The 17,081-nt window shown below is 43.7% G+C and carries 12 protein-coding genes; 3 read left to right on the top strand and 9 right to left on the bottom strand.

What is annotated here, in order from left to right:
* Positions 1 to 14: 14 nt before the first annotated feature.
* Positions 15 to 2,018: a DUF4954 family protein gene (locus A4V03_RS14585; RefSeq protein WP_065539434.1), complete on the top strand. Its 2,004-nt coding sequence runs from the start codon at positions 15 to 17 to the stop codon at positions 2,016 to 2,018.
* 426 nt (positions 2,019 to 2,444) lie between these two features.
* Positions 2,445 to 4,082, top strand: coding sequence for a fumarate hydratase (locus tag A4V03_RS14580; RefSeq protein WP_024986932.1), 1,638 nt, complete (start codon positions 2,445 to 2,447; stop codon positions 4,080 to 4,082).
* Positions 4,083 to 4,282: 200 nt separating this feature from the next.
* On the opposite strand, the gene pelA is transcribed toward A4V03_RS14580, so the two are convergent.
* From pelA to A4V03_RS14535, 9 genes are all read right to left on the bottom strand, one after another.
* Positions 4,283 to 5,377 carry a pectate lyase gene (gene pelA / locus A4V03_RS14575; protein ID WP_065539433.1) on the bottom strand — a complete coding sequence of 365 codons (1,095 nt, stop codon included), beginning with the start codon at positions 5,375 to 5,377 and terminating at the stop codon, positions 4,283 to 4,285.
* A 211-nt stretch (positions 5,378 to 5,588) separates the two neighbouring features.
* Complete coding sequence (locus tag A4V03_RS14570; RefSeq protein WP_089280730.1) at positions 5,589 to 6,929, bottom strand: TolC family protein; 1,341 nt, start codon at positions 6,927 to 6,929, stop codon at positions 5,589 to 5,591.
* Complete coding sequence (locus A4V03_RS14565) at positions 6,926 to 9,958, bottom strand: efflux RND transporter permease subunit (protein WP_065539432.1); 3,033 nt, start codon at positions 9,956 to 9,958, stop codon at positions 6,926 to 6,928. The genes A4V03_RS14570 and A4V03_RS14565 overlap by 4 nt, the downstream gene beginning before the upstream one ends.
* A 12-nt stretch (positions 9,959 to 9,970) precedes the next feature.
* On the bottom strand, positions 9,971 to 11,056 hold the full coding sequence (locus A4V03_RS14560; RefSeq protein ID WP_065539431.1) for an efflux RND transporter periplasmic adaptor subunit: 1,086 nt from the start codon (positions 11,054 to 11,056) through the stop codon (positions 9,971 to 9,973).
* A gap of 121 nt (positions 11,057 to 11,177) precedes the next feature.
* Positions 11,178 to 12,110 (bottom strand): ribosome small subunit-dependent GTPase A, encoded by a 933-nt coding sequence (gene rsgA / locus A4V03_RS14555; RefSeq protein WP_065539430.1) that lies wholly within the window; start codon positions 12,108 to 12,110, stop codon positions 11,178 to 11,180.
* 18 nt (positions 12,111 to 12,128) lie between these two features.
* On the bottom strand, positions 12,129 to 12,689 hold the full coding sequence (gene frr, locus A4V03_RS14550) for a ribosome recycling factor (protein WP_024986921.1): 561 nt from the start codon (positions 12,687 to 12,689) through the stop codon (positions 12,129 to 12,131).
* A gap of 51 nt (positions 12,690 to 12,740) precedes the next feature.
* Complete coding sequence (locus A4V03_RS14545) at positions 12,741 to 13,652, bottom strand: EamA family transporter (protein WP_065539429.1); 912 nt, start codon at positions 13,650 to 13,652, stop codon at positions 12,741 to 12,743.
* Positions 13,653 to 13,917: 265 nt separating this feature from the next.
* The gene (gene pyrH / locus A4V03_RS14540; protein WP_024986920.1) at positions 13,918 to 14,628 is read right to left on the bottom strand and encodes a UMP kinase; all 711 of its coding nucleotides are present in this window, start codon (positions 14,626 to 14,628) and stop codon (positions 13,918 to 13,920) included.
* 54 nt (positions 14,629 to 14,682) lie between these two features.
* Positions 14,683 to 16,011, bottom strand: a complete 1,329-nt coding sequence (locus A4V03_RS14535) for an MATE family efflux transporter (protein ID WP_065539428.1) — start codon at positions 16,009 to 16,011, stop codon at positions 14,683 to 14,685.
* 111 nt (positions 16,012 to 16,122) lie between these two features.
* Between A4V03_RS14535 and A4V03_RS14530 the strand changes: the two genes are divergently transcribed.
* Positions 16,123 to 16,806, top strand: a complete 684-nt coding sequence (locus A4V03_RS14530; protein WP_065539427.1) for a tetratricopeptide repeat protein — start codon at positions 16,123 to 16,125, stop codon at positions 16,804 to 16,806.
* Positions 16,807 to 17,081: the final 275 nt, after the last annotated feature.

Here is a 17,081-nt window from a genome sequence, read left to right as displayed (position 1 = left end):
AACACATTATTAAAATGAAAGATTATCGTAGATTGACTGAAGATGAGGTACTTCAGTTGAAGAGTCAGTCGTGTTTGGCTGATGATTGGGGAAATGTATCAGTGGCAGAGGGCTTTAATTGTGAGTATGTCCATCATACCCGTTTCTCGGGTGAAGTAAAACTGGGAGTATTCGAATCAGAATTTACATTGCCGGGGGGAATCAAGAAACATTCGGGATTACGTCATGTGACGTTACACAATGTATCGGTGGGCGATAACTGTTGTATTGAGAATATCCAGAACTACATTGCTAACTATGAGATCGGTAGCGATACTTTCATTGAGAATGTAGATATTATTTTAGTGGATGGATTAAGCACCTTCGGTAATGGGGTAGAAGTGGCTGTATTGAATGAAACAGGGGGGCGTGAAGTGTTGATGAACGACAAACTGTCTGCGCATCAGGCATATATACTTGCGTTGTACCGTCATCGTCCCGAACTGATTAACCGCATGAAAGCAATTGCGGATTATTATTCCAATAAACATGCTTCTGCTGTCGGCAGTATTGGCAATCATGTTATGATTCTCAATACAGGTTCAATCAAGAATGTCCGGATTGGTGATTACTGCCATATCTGTGGAACTTGCCGCTTATTTAATGGAAGCATCAATAGTAATGTGACAGCGCCTGTGCATATCGGTCACGGGGTAATTTGTGACGACTTCATAATCTCTTCCGGTTCAAAAGTGGATGACGGCACAATGCTGACCCGTTGTTTCGTTGGGCAGTCCTGTAAACTGGGACACAATTATTCTGCTTCCGATTCTTTGTTTTTTAGTAATTGCCAAGGAGAGAACGGTGAGGCATGTGCTATCTTTGCAGGTCCTTTCACCGTGACACATCATAAATCTACTTTGCTGATTGCCGGAATGTTCTCGTTTATGAATGCAGGTTCGGGATCCAATCAGAGCAACCACATGTATAAGTTGGGACCTATCCATCAAGGAACGATGGAAAGAGGAGCGAAGACCACTTCCGATTCCTATATCTTGTGGCCGGCACGTGTCGGAGCTTTCTCATTGGTCATGGGACGTCATGTCAATCATGCCGATACTTCTAATCTTCCTTTCTCTTACCTGATAGAGCAGCGGAATACGACTTATCTGGTTCCGGGAGTCAACTTAAGAAGTGTAGGTACTATCCGTGACGCACAAAAATGGCCGAAACGTGATAATCGTAAAGACCCGAACAAGCTGGATTATATCAACTATAACCTGTTGAGTCCTTATACCATTCAGAAGATGTTCAAAGGGCGTTCTATTTTGAAAGAATTGAAACGTGTGTCCGGCGAAACTTCAGAAATCTACTCTTACCAGAGTGCTAAAATCAAGAATTCTTCTTTGAACAATGGAATCCGTTTTTATGAAATTGCTATCCACAAGTTCTTAGGAAACTCCATTATAAAACGGCTGGAAGGCATTAACTTCCAGAGCAATGACGAAATCCGCCAACGCCTGAAACCCGATACGGAAATTGGCATCGGCGAATGGGTGGATGTTTCCGGACTGATTGCTCCCAAGAGTGAGATCGACCGATTGCTGGATGGTATTGAGAAAGGAGCAGTCAATCGTTTGAAGTCTATCAATGCAAGCTTCGCAGAAATGCACGAGAATTATTATACTTATGAATGGACATGGGCGTATTATAAGATTCAGGAATTCTATGGCTTAGATCCGGAAACGATTACAGCGCAAGACATCATCGGTATCGTGAAAGCCTGGCAGCAAGCAGTTGTCGGATTGGATAAGATGGTATATGAGGATGCTAAGAAAGAATTTTCGTTATCTTCTATGACCGGATTCGGTGCTGATGGCTCTCATGACGAAATGAAGCAGGACTTTGAGCAAGTACGCGGTGATTTCGAAAGCAATACATTTGTGACTGCGGTGTTGAAACATATTGAAGATAAAACGGCTCTTGGAAATGAGCTCATCGAGCGAATCAAAATGATTGATAAAACGGAAATAGTGTAGCGAGTCAAGAATAAGTAGATTAATAAATGGGAATTTCAATTTCACCACAGAGGACACGGAGGACACAGAGGTTTACTATTTTTTTTACTATAGAGTAACACAGAGTCTTACGTATTTAGAATCGTATTTGACGTCAGTTCGATATAAGCTTGTACTATTCCTATTCTCCTCCTTCCCGAAGGGAGGGGAAACCATGCGGACGAAGTTGTATCGAACTGACGTTATTTATCGCTCTGTTTTACCTACGGAAAGAGAGAGAAGAACTCTGTGTCCTCCGTGTCCTCTGTGGTGAAAAATAAATTATCATTTATTGACCTACCTATTTTTATCCTACAATGTTTTATTTCTCAATTTTTAATTCTCAATTCTTAATTTATCATTACCTTTGCCACACTAACTAACATTACGTAATAAAATAAGAAACTTATGGCAACACCTCCGTTTAAGTATCAGCCCATGTTTGAAAAGGGAAAAGATACAACTGAGTATTATCTGCTTACAAAAGACTATGTATCAGTAAGCGAGTTTGAAGGAAATCCCATCCTGAAAATTGAAAAAGAAGGTTTGACTGCGATGGCTAATGCTGCTTTTCGTGATGTATCATTCATGCTTCGTCGTTCGCACAACGAACAAGTTGCTAAGATTCTGAGCGATCCGGAAGCAAGCGAGAACGATAAGTATGTGGCGCTGACTTTCCTGCGTAACGCAGAAGTTGCTTCAAAAGGCGTACTTCCATTCTGCCAGGACACCGGTACTGCTATTATTCATGGTGAAAAAGGACAGCAGGTATGGACTGGATATTCTGACGAAGAAGCGCTTTCACTGGGCGTATATAAAACATACACTGAAGAAAACCTGCGTTATTCACAGAATGCGCCTCTGAATATGTATGATGAGGTAAATACCAAATGTAACCTCCCTGCACAGATTGACATCGAAGCTACCGAAGGTATGGAATATGAATTCCTTTGTGTAACAAAAGGTGGTGGCTCTGCCAACAAGACATATTTGTATCAGGAAACAAAAGCGATCCTGAATCCCGGTACATTGGTTCCGTTCCTGGTTGAAAAGATGAAGACATTGGGAACAGCTGCTTGTCCTCCTTATCATATCGCTTTCGTAATCGGTGGTACTTCTGCTGAAAAGAACCTGTTGACAGTGAAATTAGCTTCTACTCATTTCTATGATAACCTGCCGACTACCGGAAACGAATATGGTCGTGCATTCCGCGATGTCGAACTGGAAAAAGAAGTATTGGCAGAAGCTCACAAGATTGGGCTGGGTGCACAATTCGGAGGTAAATATCTTGCTCACGATGTACGTATCATCCGTCTGCCTCGTCATGGTGCATCTTGTCCGGTAGGTTTGGGCGTATCTTGCTCTGCCGACCGTAACATCAAATGTAAAATCAATAAGGAAGGTATCTGGATTGAGAAACTGGATTCAAATCCGGGTGAACTGATTCCGGCTGAACTGCGTCAGGCAGGTGAAGGTGATGTTGTGAAGATCGACCTGAACCGTCCGATGCCTGAAATTTTGAAAGAGTTGGCTAAATATCCGGTTGCTACCCGTTTGTCATTGAACGGAACGATTATTGTAGGTCGTGACATCGCTCATGCTAAACTGAAAGAGCGTTTGGATCGCGGTGAAGACTTGCCACAATATATTAAGGATCATCCTATTTATTATGCTGGTCCGGCAAAAACTCCGGAAGGCATGGCGTGTGGCTCTATGGGTCCTACTACGGCAGGACGTATGGACTCTTATGTAGAACTGTTCCAAAGTCATGGCGGCAGTATGGTGATGTTGGCAAAAGGTAACCGTAGCCAGCAGGTGACAGATGCTTGTCAGAAATATGGTGGTTTCTATCTTGGTTCTATCGGAGGTCCGGCAGCTATCCTTGCACAGAACAACATCAAGAGCATCGAATGTGTGGAATATCCGGAATTGGGTATGGAAGCTATCTGGAAGATTGAAGTAGAGGACTTCCCGGCATTTATCTTGGTAGATGATAAGGGTAACGACTTCTTCAAACAGTTGAAACCGTGGAATTGCAAAAAATAACCGGTTGATACCTGTTGGGATGAAACAGTAAGAAGAGAGGCTGTCTAAAAAGTCGTTAGTAACTAGACAGCCTCTTGAATTCATAAAGGGGCTGTCTGACTATTTTATTGTCAGACAGCCCCTCTTCTTATTTTAAGGACTTAAAGACTTTCCGGATATTTACTTTTTCAGTGTAAATATCAACCTTTCATCAGTTATGATTACTTATTCTGTTCCTTTTTCCATTTTTCATATCTCTTCAGCACCTTGCTTCCATCTTTGTTATACCAGCTATAACCATTCCGGCGTTCGTGTCCGATTTCCGATATATCATATTTCTTTATGCCATCACGGTCGCAGAAAAAAGGCCGGTTTGTTTCCAGCTCATAAAAACGTGCCCAAAGAGTAGGACAGTCTTCACAGGGAACCATGCGATAGTCTTTTTTGCCATCACTGTTAGTGAAATATTCCTTCTGTATTCCTTTTATTGCAGACTTTTGGAACCATTTGATAGCTCCTTCTATGGATTTCACAACGTCTGCAGATGGATGGGGAAGTGACATCAGCAGTAATACAATATTGTCCGACTCTTGTCCGCTTAGTGACGGGAGTTCATAGGCACGTGCTTTGCAGGGTTCTAAAGTGACACGGTCATGTTGGGCGCACCACACTGTTAACTCTCCATTCTGGCGTACCTGCGTTTTGAGTATACACTCTATCCCTTTGTTAAATGCATTGCGTGCTTGTTCACAGATATTGTCAGGAAGGAAAGTGTACGGAGCTCTCTTTTCGTATATGCTCCGAAGTTGGTTCATCACTCTCACCATTGCATTGTCATTGTAAGTGATTTGTACATAATAACCTTTGGGACGCGGATAAAATTGAGGCCATCCACCGTTTTCATACTGCGATTTAAGCAGATATTGAATACCGTTCAGCACTCCTTCTTTATATTTCTCTTTTTGCGTAGCCAGATAAAGCCGTGACAAATATTCTATTTCTGTCGTGGTGGCATTGTTGTCGATGGTGCTTTGGTTGGTATTTTCTTTAGCTTTTAGTGCCGCATTATATTCTTGTTCCGTCAGTTCCGCCGGCATATAGATATTCTTGGGCCAGCCTCCGGTCGTTTGTTGATAGAGTAACACGTTGTCACCGATGCGTTGGGCTTCTTCCGTCTTGAAGAAATCATCGTCAAATTTGGGGGCGATGTGTACCCAATCTTTGTAGTTCTGTTGTTTTCTGTAATCTGTTGCTTTTTGGGCTGAGGCGTTTGCCAGGATAAAAAGTAATAGTAAGAAAAGACTTAGTTTTCTCATGGCTTTTATTATTTTAATGTTTTTAAGTATGCAAATGTAGGAAGAAAGAAAAATATCGGTATGTAATAACTGTTTTTTATACAGTAAAAATTGAGACTGTCTAAAAAGTCGGTTCTATCTTCATTCTTCTCCTCTTCCCGAAGGAGGGGAGTTAGAGTTACTGACGACTTTTTAGACAGCCTCAATCAAAAAATAAATGGAAACTACTTCCTTATTCCAGATATTTCGTAATCTTTCCGCTGATTTGCAACAGGGATATTTCGCAAAGTTTCGTATTGTATTCAGCAGAGAGGATGCGTTCCTCTGCATCTAACAAACTCTTTTGTGCTTCGCGCACTTCAAAACCGGAAAGGTCCCCCTGTATATAACGGTCCATGGCAATATCGTGATTGTCTTTGGCGGTTATCAGGTTTTGACGTTCCAGATTCAATAATTGAAGATTGTTACGATAGGCTTGCCATAGGTTACTGAGATCAGAGCGAAGGGCTAATTCCAAATCCTGTCGTTCCAGGCGACGATTTTTGAAAGCCAGACTTGCATTTCTCTTTTCGCGACGACGATTACCGTCGAATATCTTAAAACCGACAGTTATTCCGGCATTGAAGCCCAGTTCACCTCTTCTGCTGTTTGCATTGATGTCATACTTGTTGAATGTATATCCATATCCGGTATTTAGTTTGAGATATGGATAGTTGCGTGAGTTTATTTTCTTGTAGTCCAATTGGGCAAGTACCGTGTTTTGATCTGCCTTGAGCAAAGAAGCATTGGTTGCTAACGTTGAATTCCACAAATCATCAAATTGCAAGTCGCTGTATACGTCGATGGTAGAGTCTTTGATAATAATGTTTTGATTAACATTGTTGTTAGCCATCAGTTCATTCAACTGGATGCGTGAAGAATGTAGCAATTCCTGTTGTTTGATGTATTGGGCACTGTCTGCATTGAAATCCACCTTTGCCTGCTGATAATCCAACCCGGAGAACTTGCCCACAAGGTGGCTTGCTTCCGCTATACGTAAACGCTCTTTGGAAAGTGACATTGCATAATGAAAGTTTTTCAGACGAATCTTCTGCTGGATAAAATTATAGTATTCGGAAGTCAGGGCAGCAATAAAATCTTCAATGGCAATACGCGTGTTGGTTTCCCCCTGACGTTCCAGCTCTTTCAACTGTTTGTAGGTGGTACTGATATTGAAGCCGTCGAAAATAGTCCAGTTGAGGTTAAGACCGACATTGACCGTCTGATCGTAGACTCCGTTATGCTTTGTTATTTCTCCGGTAGCACGTGCCTTGGTTTCGATATTGTCCAAGTTTCCGGTATATCCGGCAGAGAAGTCCAATGTAGGTAGGTAACCCGCATTTCCCAATGTCGCGTTGTTCTTGCTGATTTGCTCTTCATTATGGACGATACGCAGAGAGTAATTGTTTTGCAATCCTTCTTCCAGACACTCTTTTAAGGTGAGCACTTGTGCCTTCGCAGTAGAAACTGATAAGAATACACATGCGGTAACTATATATATGATGCGTCTCATACAACTATCTTTCTGTTTCATTCTTTTAGTTTTTTGATTCGGTTCGTCGAAATATAACTGTAAATAGCCGGTACGATATACATGGTGAGCAAAGTAGAAACTACCATACCACCTACTACTGCCGTACCCATGGCAATACGCTGATTAGCACCTTCACCGGTGGCAAAAGCCAATGGGATAAGTCCCAAAACCGTAGAAGCGCTTGTCATCAGAATCGGGCGTAGACGTTGCAGGGCAGAATCCTTGATGGCATTCATCTTGTCCTCGCCGGCTTCCTGTTTCTGATTGGCAAATTCCACAATCAGGATACCATTCTTGGCCACCAGCCCGATAAGCATAATGATACCAATCTGACTGAAAATATTCATTGTAATATCTCCCAAATACATAAATACTAATGCTCCGGCAATAGCCAGCGGCACTGTCAACATGATAATCAACGGATCTTTGAAACTCTCGAACTGGGCAGCCAGAATCAAGTATATCAGAAGAATAGCCAGGATAAAGGCAAACATCAAACTGGAAGAACTTTCGCGATACTCCTTGGAGTCGCCTGCCAAAGCCGTACGGAACGTATCGTCCAATGTTTCCTTGGCTATCTTATCCATTTCGTCCAACCCTTGTCCGATGGTTTTTCCGTCTGCCAGTCCCGCAGAGATAGTGGCGGATACAAAACGATTATAGCGGTATAGTTTAGGCGGGGCAATACCACTTTCCAGTTCAATCAGGTTGTCCAGTTGAATCATGTCTCCGCCGTTGCTGCGAACATAAATCGCTTTCAGGTCGGCAGGCTTGTTTCTTTGCTGGCGGTTGATTTCTCCGAGGATTTCGTACTGTTTTCCGTTCATATAGAAATATCCCATGCGTTGGCCGCTCAATCCGTATTGCAACGTTTGGGCGATGTTCTTTGTGCTTACCCCCATGATACTCGCCTTGTCGCGGTTAATCTGGATGCGGGCTTCCGGTTTGCTGAACTTCAAGTCAACGTCCGCCATCTGGAAGACCGGGTTTTCGTACACTTTCGCCATGAATTTAGGCAATACCTCTTCCAGTTTTTCCAGATTGGTAGCCTGAAGTACATACTGGACAGGCATACTTCCACGACGTCCGCCGAAGGAAGATTGCTGTTGCACGAACGAACGCGCCATTGTCTTCTTCTGTACCGCTTTCGAGATTTTCTCGGCAACTTCCATTTGCGTGTAGTCGCGGTCCTTCATGTCCTTCAGCGTGATACGTACGTTTCCGCTACCACTGGATACACGGGCAGTCACCGCTTCCGCATCCGGAAGGATGGAGTCGACAAGTTGGTTGATATCTTCGGTATAATCGCGTATGTATTCATAAGTGACGCCTTCTGCACCTCTCGTATTGATGCTGATTTGCGAACGGTCTTCCAAAGGTGCCATTTCCGAAGGAACCGCATTCCACAGGATACCAATCAGGCAAATGGTGATGAATGTGAATGGAAGCGCAATCCATCGTTTATTCAAGAAAGCGGCAAGTGAACGGCTGTACAGCCGGTTTATACCTTCAAAGAACGGTTCTGTCTTTGTGTAGAACCAGCCTTGTTTTTCCCGTTTGATAAGCAACTTGGTTGCCAGCATCGGCGTGAAAGTCAGTGCGGCAAATGAAGAGATGATGACCGAACCGGAGATTACGATACTGAACTCCCGGAACAGACGTCCCGTCATACCATCCATAAAGACGATAGGGAAGAATACCGCTACCAGCGTAATAGTGGTGGAAATAACAGCAAAGAAGATTTCTTTGGCTCCTTCTATACCCGCTTCTTTCGGGGTCATTCCTTTCTCAATACGGATGTAGATATTCTCCGTCATAACGATGGCATCGTCTACTACCAGTCCCACGGACAATACGATGGCAAGCATGGAAAGTACATTGATGGAGAAACCAGCCAGATACATGACGAAGAACGCGCCGATAAGGGATACGGGAATCACGATACATGGCACGAGTGTGACACGCCAGTCGCGCAAGAAAAGGAAAATGATGATGATAACGAGTACGAAAGCTTCATACACAGTAGACTTCACTTCGTTGATGGATGCGCGGATAAACTTGGTATTATCAAAACCATAGTTGTAGTGCACGTCTTCCGGCAAGTCTTTCTTCATTTGTTCCATACGCTGATATACGGCGTCCGCAATCTCAATGTGGTTGGCACCCGGCTGTGGAATAACTACGACACCTACCATCGGCACACCGTTCATCTTCATATAACTTTTGATGTCGGCAGGTCCCAATTCGGCACGTCCGATGTCGCTGAAACGCACGATGCGGTTATTCTCTTCCTTGATAATCAAATCATTGAACTCGTCTGCTGTGTGCATCAATCCTAAGGTGCGGATTGTCAGCTCGGTGGTATTTCCTTCGATACTACCGGACGGAAGTTCTACGTTCTCACTGTCCACTGCATTTTTCACGTCGATAGGGCTGATACCGTATCCGGCCATTTTTGCAGGGTCGAGCCAGAGACGCATGGAGTAGCGTTTCTCTCCCCAAATGGATACGCTACTTACATCGGAAATGGTTTGCAACTGTTCTTTTACTGTCAAATCAGCGATTTCACTCAATTCCAACAAGGTACGTTTGTCGCTCTGAAGGGCCACCATCAGGATAGGCATAGCGTCCGCATCGGCTTTGGATACGGTAGGCGGGTCACAATCGCGCGGCAGATAGCGTTGGGCACGTGAAACTTTGTCGCGCACGTCATTTGCTGCCGTTTCCAGGTCGACGGACAATTCAAACTCTACTGTAATACGGCTCTGTCCTTGTTGGCTGACACTGGACAAAGAACGGATACCCGGAATACCATTGATGTTCTGCTCCAACGGTTCGGTAATCTGGTTCTCGATAACGTCGGCATTGGCTCCCGGATAGGAGCAACTGACGGAAATAATCGGATTATCCACAGACGGATATTCACGGACACCCAGGTAGTTGTATCCGATAAATCCGAAGAGTAGGATAATGATTGTCAGTACGGTGGCTAATACCGGTCGGCGTATGCTTAATTCGGATATATTCATAGGGCGCTGGTATTAATCAATGTTGTCGAGTTTCACGGCAAGTCCGGTGCGGAGCTGCAATGTTCCTGAGGTGATGATAGTATCTCCCATGTGCAATCCCCTTATCACTTGCACTTCGGATGCGGTGCGGATGCCCGTAGTGACTTCCACTGGTTCGGCCTTTCCGGATTTGTACAGGTAGACTTTGTCTTTACCCATTTCCGGCACAATCGCTTCCGTAGGGATAGCGATGGCATTGGCTATTTCGTCTTTTTTTATTAACACGCTTGCATAGCGGCCGGGGAGTAGGATATGGTTGACATTCGGATACAGTGCGCGGGCGGTAAACTGGTGCAGGTTGGGGTCGATGGCCGATTCCACAGCATACACTTGCGCGCCGAACGCATCCAAATTGCCTTCAACATTGAAGTTTAAGTTAGTCCCTTTTTTAATCTGTTTGGCATAACGCTCCGGTACGGAAAATTCAACTTTGAGGGGAGCGATTTTAGTCAGTTTGGCAACGACCGTAGTAGGAGAGGCGTAGGTACCGATACTGACTTGGCGAAGTCCGATAATTCCGTCAAACGGAGCACGAAGCTCGGTCAACTCGATATTAGCTTTGATTATTTCTATGTCGGCATTCAAGGTAGCCAAATCTGTTTTCACTTGCTCGTAGGCTTCTTTACTGACAGCATCGCGTTTCAGTAACGCGTCTTGGCGGAATACGCGGTCTTCTGCCAATTTCAATTGTGAAACAAGACGTTGTAATTGTGCCTGCAACTGCCGGTCGTTTACTTTGGCAAGCAACTGACCTTTCTTTACCGATGTTCCTTCCTCAAAATTAATTTCAACAATCTTGCCGGAAGTCTCGAAAGACAGATCCACTTCTTCGTCAGGCAGAAGTACCCCTGTAGTCGTAAATTCATCTGTCAGGGATTGTGGCTTTATGACTTTGGCGTTCACATTTAAAATCTGCTTTCCCTTTTTGGATTTGCCGCCCATCACTTTGTCGGCAGCGGCCAGTTCGTTGTTCTTTTTGGGTAATTGTGAGTAGATTCCACCACCAATGATACCGGCACCGACAAGAATAATGATGCCCCATTTAGTTTTCTTATTCATGGTTTAGTATAGTATATAGCATGTTACATTACGTCTTTAGAAAATTAGACATCTTCTAATCGGAAAGGTTTAATAAAGATTGTAGTAAAAAAACGTTAATCTCCCGAAGGCGGGAAGAGAGTTAGTAAGCAGCCCGGTATTTGCCTTCCTCTTTATCTTCCAGCATATTCAGATAAGAGGTGTAACGTGATTCGCTTATCAAGTGTTCTTCTACCGCTTTGCGCACAGCGCATCCCGGTTCGTGGCGATGGGTACAGTTATTGTATTTGCAGTCGGCGGAAATCTTGAATATTTCGGGGAAATAATGTCCGATTTCTTCCTCTTCCATATCGAATGTGCCGAAGCCTTTGATGCCTGGAGTATCAATGATATACCCGTCTCCGTTTACAGGAAACATTTCGGAGAAAGTAGTGGTATGCATTCCCTTGTTATGATAAGAGGATATTTCGCCGGTTTTAGCTTCTATTCCCGGTAGTAGGGCGTTGATAAGCGTCGATTTACCTACTCCCGAATGACCGGAGAATAAAGTGATATTGCCTTTCAAAGCCTTTTTAATTTCGTTTATCCCGTCGCCATTCTTGGCGGAAACCTTGAAACAGGGATATCCGATATGTGTGTATAAATTGATAAGTGCGTCCAAATAGCGTAGTTCGTCTTCATCGTAAGCGTCTATTTTGTTGAATATCAGTTTGACAGGAACCCGGTAGGCTTCTGCCGATGCAAGAAAACGGTCGATGAAGATAGTGGAAGTTTCGGGATAGTTGACGGTTATCACCAACATGCACTGGTCGAGATTGGCGGCAAGAATGTGAGATTGTTTAGAAAGATTGGAAGAACGACGGATAATGTAGTTCTTCCTATCTTCTATTTCGTTGATGAAAGCAGTGCCTTCCTGATTGAGTATAATCTGAACACGGTCGCCCACCGCTACCGGATTGGTGCTACGGATACCTTTGAGTCGGAAATTACCTTTGATTTTACATTCGATAAGTTGCCCGTCATCGGTCTTTACCTGATACCAGCTACCTGTGTTTTTGATTACTAATCCCTTCATGAATGGAGAGTTCTCAACTTATACTGTCATTATTTCTTTGTCTTTTTCAGCCAGCATATCATCAATTTGTTTGATATACTTATCATGGATTTTTTGCAGTTTAGCTTCCGCATTCTTCTGCTCGTCTTCTGCCAATCCGTCTTTTACGGCTTTTTTCAATGCGTCGTTACCGTCACGGCGGGCGTTACGCACGCTTACTTTAGCCGTTTCGCCTTCGCTTTTACACTGTTTTGCCAGTTGTTTACGACGTTCTTCCGTCAAAGGCGGGATACCGATACGGATTATTTCACCGTTATTTTCGGGCATGATGCCGAGGTCGGAGTCGATAATTGCTTTTTCGATGACACGGAACATGCTTTTATCCCAGGGTTTGATGGCGATGCTGCGTGCATCGGGTGTGGTCACGGCTGCTACATTGCTGATAGGAACCATGCTTCCGTAAGAGTCTACACGGATACCGTCCAACAGTCGGGTACTCGCTTTTCCGGCGCGGATATGTGCCAGTGCTTCTTCCAGATACATGATCGCCATATCCATTTTTTCTTGTGCATTGTCAAGGCAAGTCTTTACGTCTACCATATTTTTCGATAATTAAAGTTGCTATTCGATTGATTAATTAGCAAAAGTATATTATTTTTTGTTCATCTGCAACAGCATACTCATCTTTTTTATGAGCGACTTGCCAATGATAATCAAGGTAACGGCGGTGATAATCACTAAAATACCTACCATTAACCGGGGCGTGAGTTTTTCGTGAAACAGAAGAACTCCGAAAAACAAAGCCGTCACAGGTTCCAAAGCGCCTAAGATGGCTGTCGGTGTAGAGCCTATATAATGGATAGCCAGTGCTGTGCATACCAATGATACGGCAGTAGGCAGAATAGCCAGTGCCAGTACGTCTGCCCAGAGCCATGCGGATGGTATGGCTTGCAGTTCCGTGCAGAAGTTCAGGCGGACAATATAAACTGAAAGCCCGAACAGAATAGCATAAAATGTGAGTTTTGTTGTCGGTAGGTTTTTCAGTGTCGAACGGTTCACACCTACTATATATATAGCATAGGAGAGTGAGGACAACAGGACAAAGATGATTCCCACGGTTGATAACGGCTTACCGCCATCTCCCTGATATAGCAATGCAATGCCTGAAAGTGCCAGCAGGATGGAAAATATGGTAATCGCTGAAATCTTTTCTTTGAAAAACGCTCCCATGATAACAGCTACCATCACTGGATAGACGAATAGAATCGTGGATGCGATTCCTGCGTCCATGTAGTTGTAGCTCATAAAAAGGAGTAAAGAAGAAAACGAGAACAACAATCCCATAATAACCAACGGCAGAATATCCGCTTTCTGAAGGGAGAAAGATTGATGTTGCATCTTCATCAGTATCCCTAATACAATGACAGCAAAAAAGTAACGGTAGAATAATACCGTATCGACACTCATGCCTGCTGCATAGAGCGGGAGCGCAAAAAGAGGATTCATACCGTAACTTGCGGCGGCAATCGCTCCATAGATAAAGCCTTTGGTTTTGCTGTTCATCGTTTTAAGTTTTTAAAATGGCGTGCAAAAGTACGCAGTTCGCACATGATAAACAAGCGTTTCCCCCGTTGATAGTATAATTTAATCTTTCGTATGCTGAAAACTAATCTTCTGCCTGCATAGAACTAAAATCATGCAGTTTGAGGATTAAAGGAGTGCAGGTGGAAGGATAGTCTTTAGGAGGGAATAATTATATACGAAACAAGGCAGAGAATCTCCCGAAACGAGATTCTCTGCCTTGTTATAGATGTATTGAAGGGGTTAATCAGTTGTGTACAACTGTACCTATTTCCTCTCCGTCGATTACTTTTTTAAGGTTACCTACCGTATCCATGTCAAATACGACGATAGGCAGGTTGTTTTCTTTGCACATACAAGTCGCTGTCAAGTCCATCACTTTCAATCCGCGTTTCAGCACTTCATCGTATGTGATGTCGTCGAACTTGGTTGCAGTCGGGTCTTTTTCAGGGTCGGCAGTATAAATACCGTCTACACGGGTACCTTTCAGCATTACATCTGCTTCGATTTCTATTCCTCTTAATGAAGAACCTGTGTCAGTAGTAAAGAAAGGATTTCCCGTTCCTGCAGACATGATGACAACCTCACCGTTTTCCATACATTCGATAGCTTTCCATTTACTGTAGAACTCGCCGATAGGTTCCATGCGGACTGCTGTCAATACACGGGCTTTCACTCCGGCAGCTACCAGTGCCGAACTCAATGCCAAGCTATTGATAACAGTTGCCAACATCCCCATCTGGTCACCTTTCACACGGTCGAAACCTTTATTGGCTCCACTCAATCCACGGAAGATATTTCCACCACCGATAACGATGCCTATCTGCACGCCTTGTCCGTGGATTTCTTTGATTTGCTCTGCGTATTCTGCCAGCCTTTTTTCGTCAATGCCGTATTGCTTTTCGCCCATCAGGCTCTCTCCGCTTAGTTTCAGCAAGATTCTTTTATACTTAGCCATATCTTTTGCTTTTTATTGTTTGCCGCAAATATAGAGATAATTTGTCATATAGCCTTATTGAGATACGATTACTTTTTTCATGATTCGTCTTCCCTGGAAGGTTTGTACAATTCCTCTCAATGAAAGATAAACAAGAAAAGCCAGCCATAAAGCATGATTTCCCAAAAGAGAATGAAATGCGTAATATATTCCGAAAAAGCTGGCGGAAGCGATTAACATAGAGTAAAGCATCTGGCGGGTGGCAGTAGCGCCGATAAAGACCCCGTCCCACAGGAAGGCGGAGAAGCCTGCTAATGGAATGGCGAGTGCCCAATAAAAATAGGAGTCCGATGCATTGATTACGGAATCATTATTAGTCAGTAATCCCAAAAACTCCTTCCCGCCGGCAGAATATAGGATAGTGAATACCAGCGAAAGCCCGAATCCCCAATAGAAAAGGTGATATACAGTGTTGCGCAGACCTGTTTGATTTTTAGCTCCGATATAGCGTCCCGCCAATGCTTCACCGGCATAGGCAAAGCCGTCCATGATATAGGAAAAGAGCGTAAATAATTGCATGAGCAATGTGTTCACAGCCAATACGATTTCTCCTTGTGCGGCTCCGGCTGAGGTAAAGAACATGGTAACCATGACAAGGCAAAGCGTGCGGAAGAATATATCCCGGTTGACCTGGAAGAAGCGGTACATGGCTTGTTTCTGCCAGATGTCTTTCCATGCGATTCGTTTGCGGAGCTTGCCGTAATAACGTATGTATAACAGTATTGCCATGATGAAACCTGCATATTGTGCGATAAGGGTTCCTGTGGCTACTCCTGCCACTTTCATGTCCAGCAGATAGACAAGGCATAGACTGGCTGCGATATTGACGATATTTTGGGTGATGGCGATATACATCGGGAAACGTGAGTTCTGCATGCCGATAAACCAGCCAGCGAATCCATACAGCCCCAATATGGCAGGTGCTCCCCAAATGCAGATATAGAAATAGGTGGTTGCCAGTTGTTCAACTTCCGGAGTAGTCTGTATAAAAGTGAATGCCAGTTTCAAGATAGGATACTGGAGTACCAGTAGGCAGACTGCTATGAATAAGCCGACGCCGACCGAGCGAAGCAATAGCCGGGTGATTTCATTAAGGTCATGCTGCCCGTAAGCTTGTGAAGTCATGCCACTCGTCCCCATACGCAGGAATCCGAAAATCCAATAGATAATATTGAATAACATTCCCCCTACGGCAATGGCTCCGATATACGCCGGAGAACCGAGATGACCTACGATAGTGACATCAATAAGTCCGAGTAGAGGAACGGTTATATTGGATATAATCGATGGTATGGCAATCTGTAATATTCGTCTGTTTTCAGAGGTTTGTTTTTTATCTATCATTTTATAGAAACACTTTTATCAAATCGATTGTTCTTTTTGTGTGCAAAGGTACATTTTTTATTTTTTTATTGTATCTTTGTGTGTCACGAACTAAATAGCAAATATTGGATTATGAGAGCCTTAACTATCTTCTTTTTATCATTGTTTTCGTTGCCGCTGATGCTCAATGCGCAGTCGGTGGATGAGATGTTGCAGAAAGTGTCTGCCGCTATCGAAATCGGGCAGCACGGACAGGCTGTGAGCTATTTCCGGCAAACGATCAGCCTGAATATTGACCGCACGGAAATGTATTATTGGACGAGTGTGGACAAAAGCAGTGAAATCAGCGTGAATCTGGCGAATGAACTGGCGATTGCCTATAAGAAGAAGCGGAATTATGACAAGGCTTATCTGTTCTATAAAGAGTTACTTCAAAAGGCTCCCAATAATGTAGACTATCTCGAACCCTGTGCCGAAATGCAAGTTTATCGAGGACAAGAAAAAGATGCTCTGCGCATGTATGAGAAGATATTGCAATTGGATGCGGACAACTTGGCTGCCAATATCTTTTTAGGGAATTACTATTATTTGATGGCTGAGCGGGAAAAGAAGCAGTTGGAGACTGACTATAAGAAAATATCATCGCCAACGAAAATGCAATATGCCCGTTATCGGGATGGATTGTCGAAAGTGTTTGCTACGGGATACGAAAAGGCACGGAACTCCTTGCGGAAGGTTGTATTGAGGTTTCCGTCGACAGAGGCTCAAAAGACGTTGGATAAGATATTGAGAATAGAAAAAGAGGTGAATCGCTAAGCGATTCACCGTATATATTCGGTATGTGTGAATTTGACCGTCTGGCAGTGACGTAGCCTTGTGGATACATCTTTTTACTATCAAATTCTTAGAGCCTGTTTAAATTTTCCTGAGATTATGTTAGATAGGCTTTACCGACCAGTTTTTATTCGTCACATAGTCTCCGTCATGCTGCTGCTCACAACAACAGAAAATATACTCGAAAGCAACTCTCAAAACTGTGTCGGGCAAAACTCGGAGCAGGCTCTTAATAACCCACTTTTCATTCATTAATA

This window comes from Bacteroides caecimuris, from assembly GCF_001688725.2.
GTDB lineage: Bacteria > Bacteroidota > Bacteroidia > Bacteroidales > Bacteroidaceae > Bacteroides > Bacteroides caecimuris.
The sequence above is the reverse complement of the archived record's forward strand: the minus strand, read 5'-3'. Positions and strand labels throughout refer to the sequence as shown.

Bases quoted from the DNA above. Each gene is read 5' to 3' on its own strand.
- pelA (WP_065539433.1), bottom strand. From the start codon at position 5,377: ATGAGAAAACTAAGTCTTTTCTTACTATTACTTTTTATCCTGGCAAAC.
- A4V03_RS14585 (WP_065539434.1), top strand. From the start codon at position 15: ATGAAAGATTATCGTAGATTGACTGAAGATGAGGTACTTCAGTTGAAG.
- pyrH (WP_024986920.1), bottom strand. From the start codon at position 14,628: ATGGCTAAGTATAAAAGAATCTTGCTGAAACTAAGCGGAGAGAGCCTG.
- rsgA (WP_065539430.1), bottom strand. From the start codon at position 12,110: ATGAAGGGATTAGTAATCAAAAACACAGGTAGCTGGTATCAGGTAAAG.
- A4V03_RS14580 (WP_024986932.1), top strand. From the start codon at position 2,445: ATGGCAACACCTCCGTTTAAGTATCAGCCCATGTTTGAAAAGGGAAAA.
- A4V03_RS14535 (WP_065539428.1), bottom strand. From the start codon at position 16,011: ATGATAGATAAAAAACAAACCTCTGAAAACAGACGAATATTACAGATT.
- A4V03_RS14565 (WP_065539432.1), bottom strand. From the start codon at position 9,958: ATGAATATATCCGAATTAAGCATACGCCGACCGGTATTAGCCACCGTA.
- A4V03_RS14545 (WP_065539429.1), bottom strand. From the start codon at position 13,652: ATGAACAGCAAAACCAAAGGCTTTATCTATGGAGCGATTGCCGCCGCA.
- A4V03_RS14530 (WP_065539427.1), top strand. From the start codon at position 16,123: ATGAGAGCCTTAACTATCTTCTTTTTATCATTGTTTTCGTTGCCGCTG.
- frr (WP_024986921.1), bottom strand. From the start codon at position 12,689: ATGGTAGACGTAAAGACTTGCCTTGACAATGCACAAGAAAAAATGGAT.
- A4V03_RS14570 (WP_089280730.1), bottom strand. From the start codon at position 6,929: ATGAAACAGAAAGATAGTTGTATGAGACGCATCATATATATAGTTACC.
- A4V03_RS14560 (WP_065539431.1), bottom strand. From the start codon at position 11,056: ATGAATAAGAAAACTAAATGGGGCATCATTATTCTTGTCGGTGCCGGT.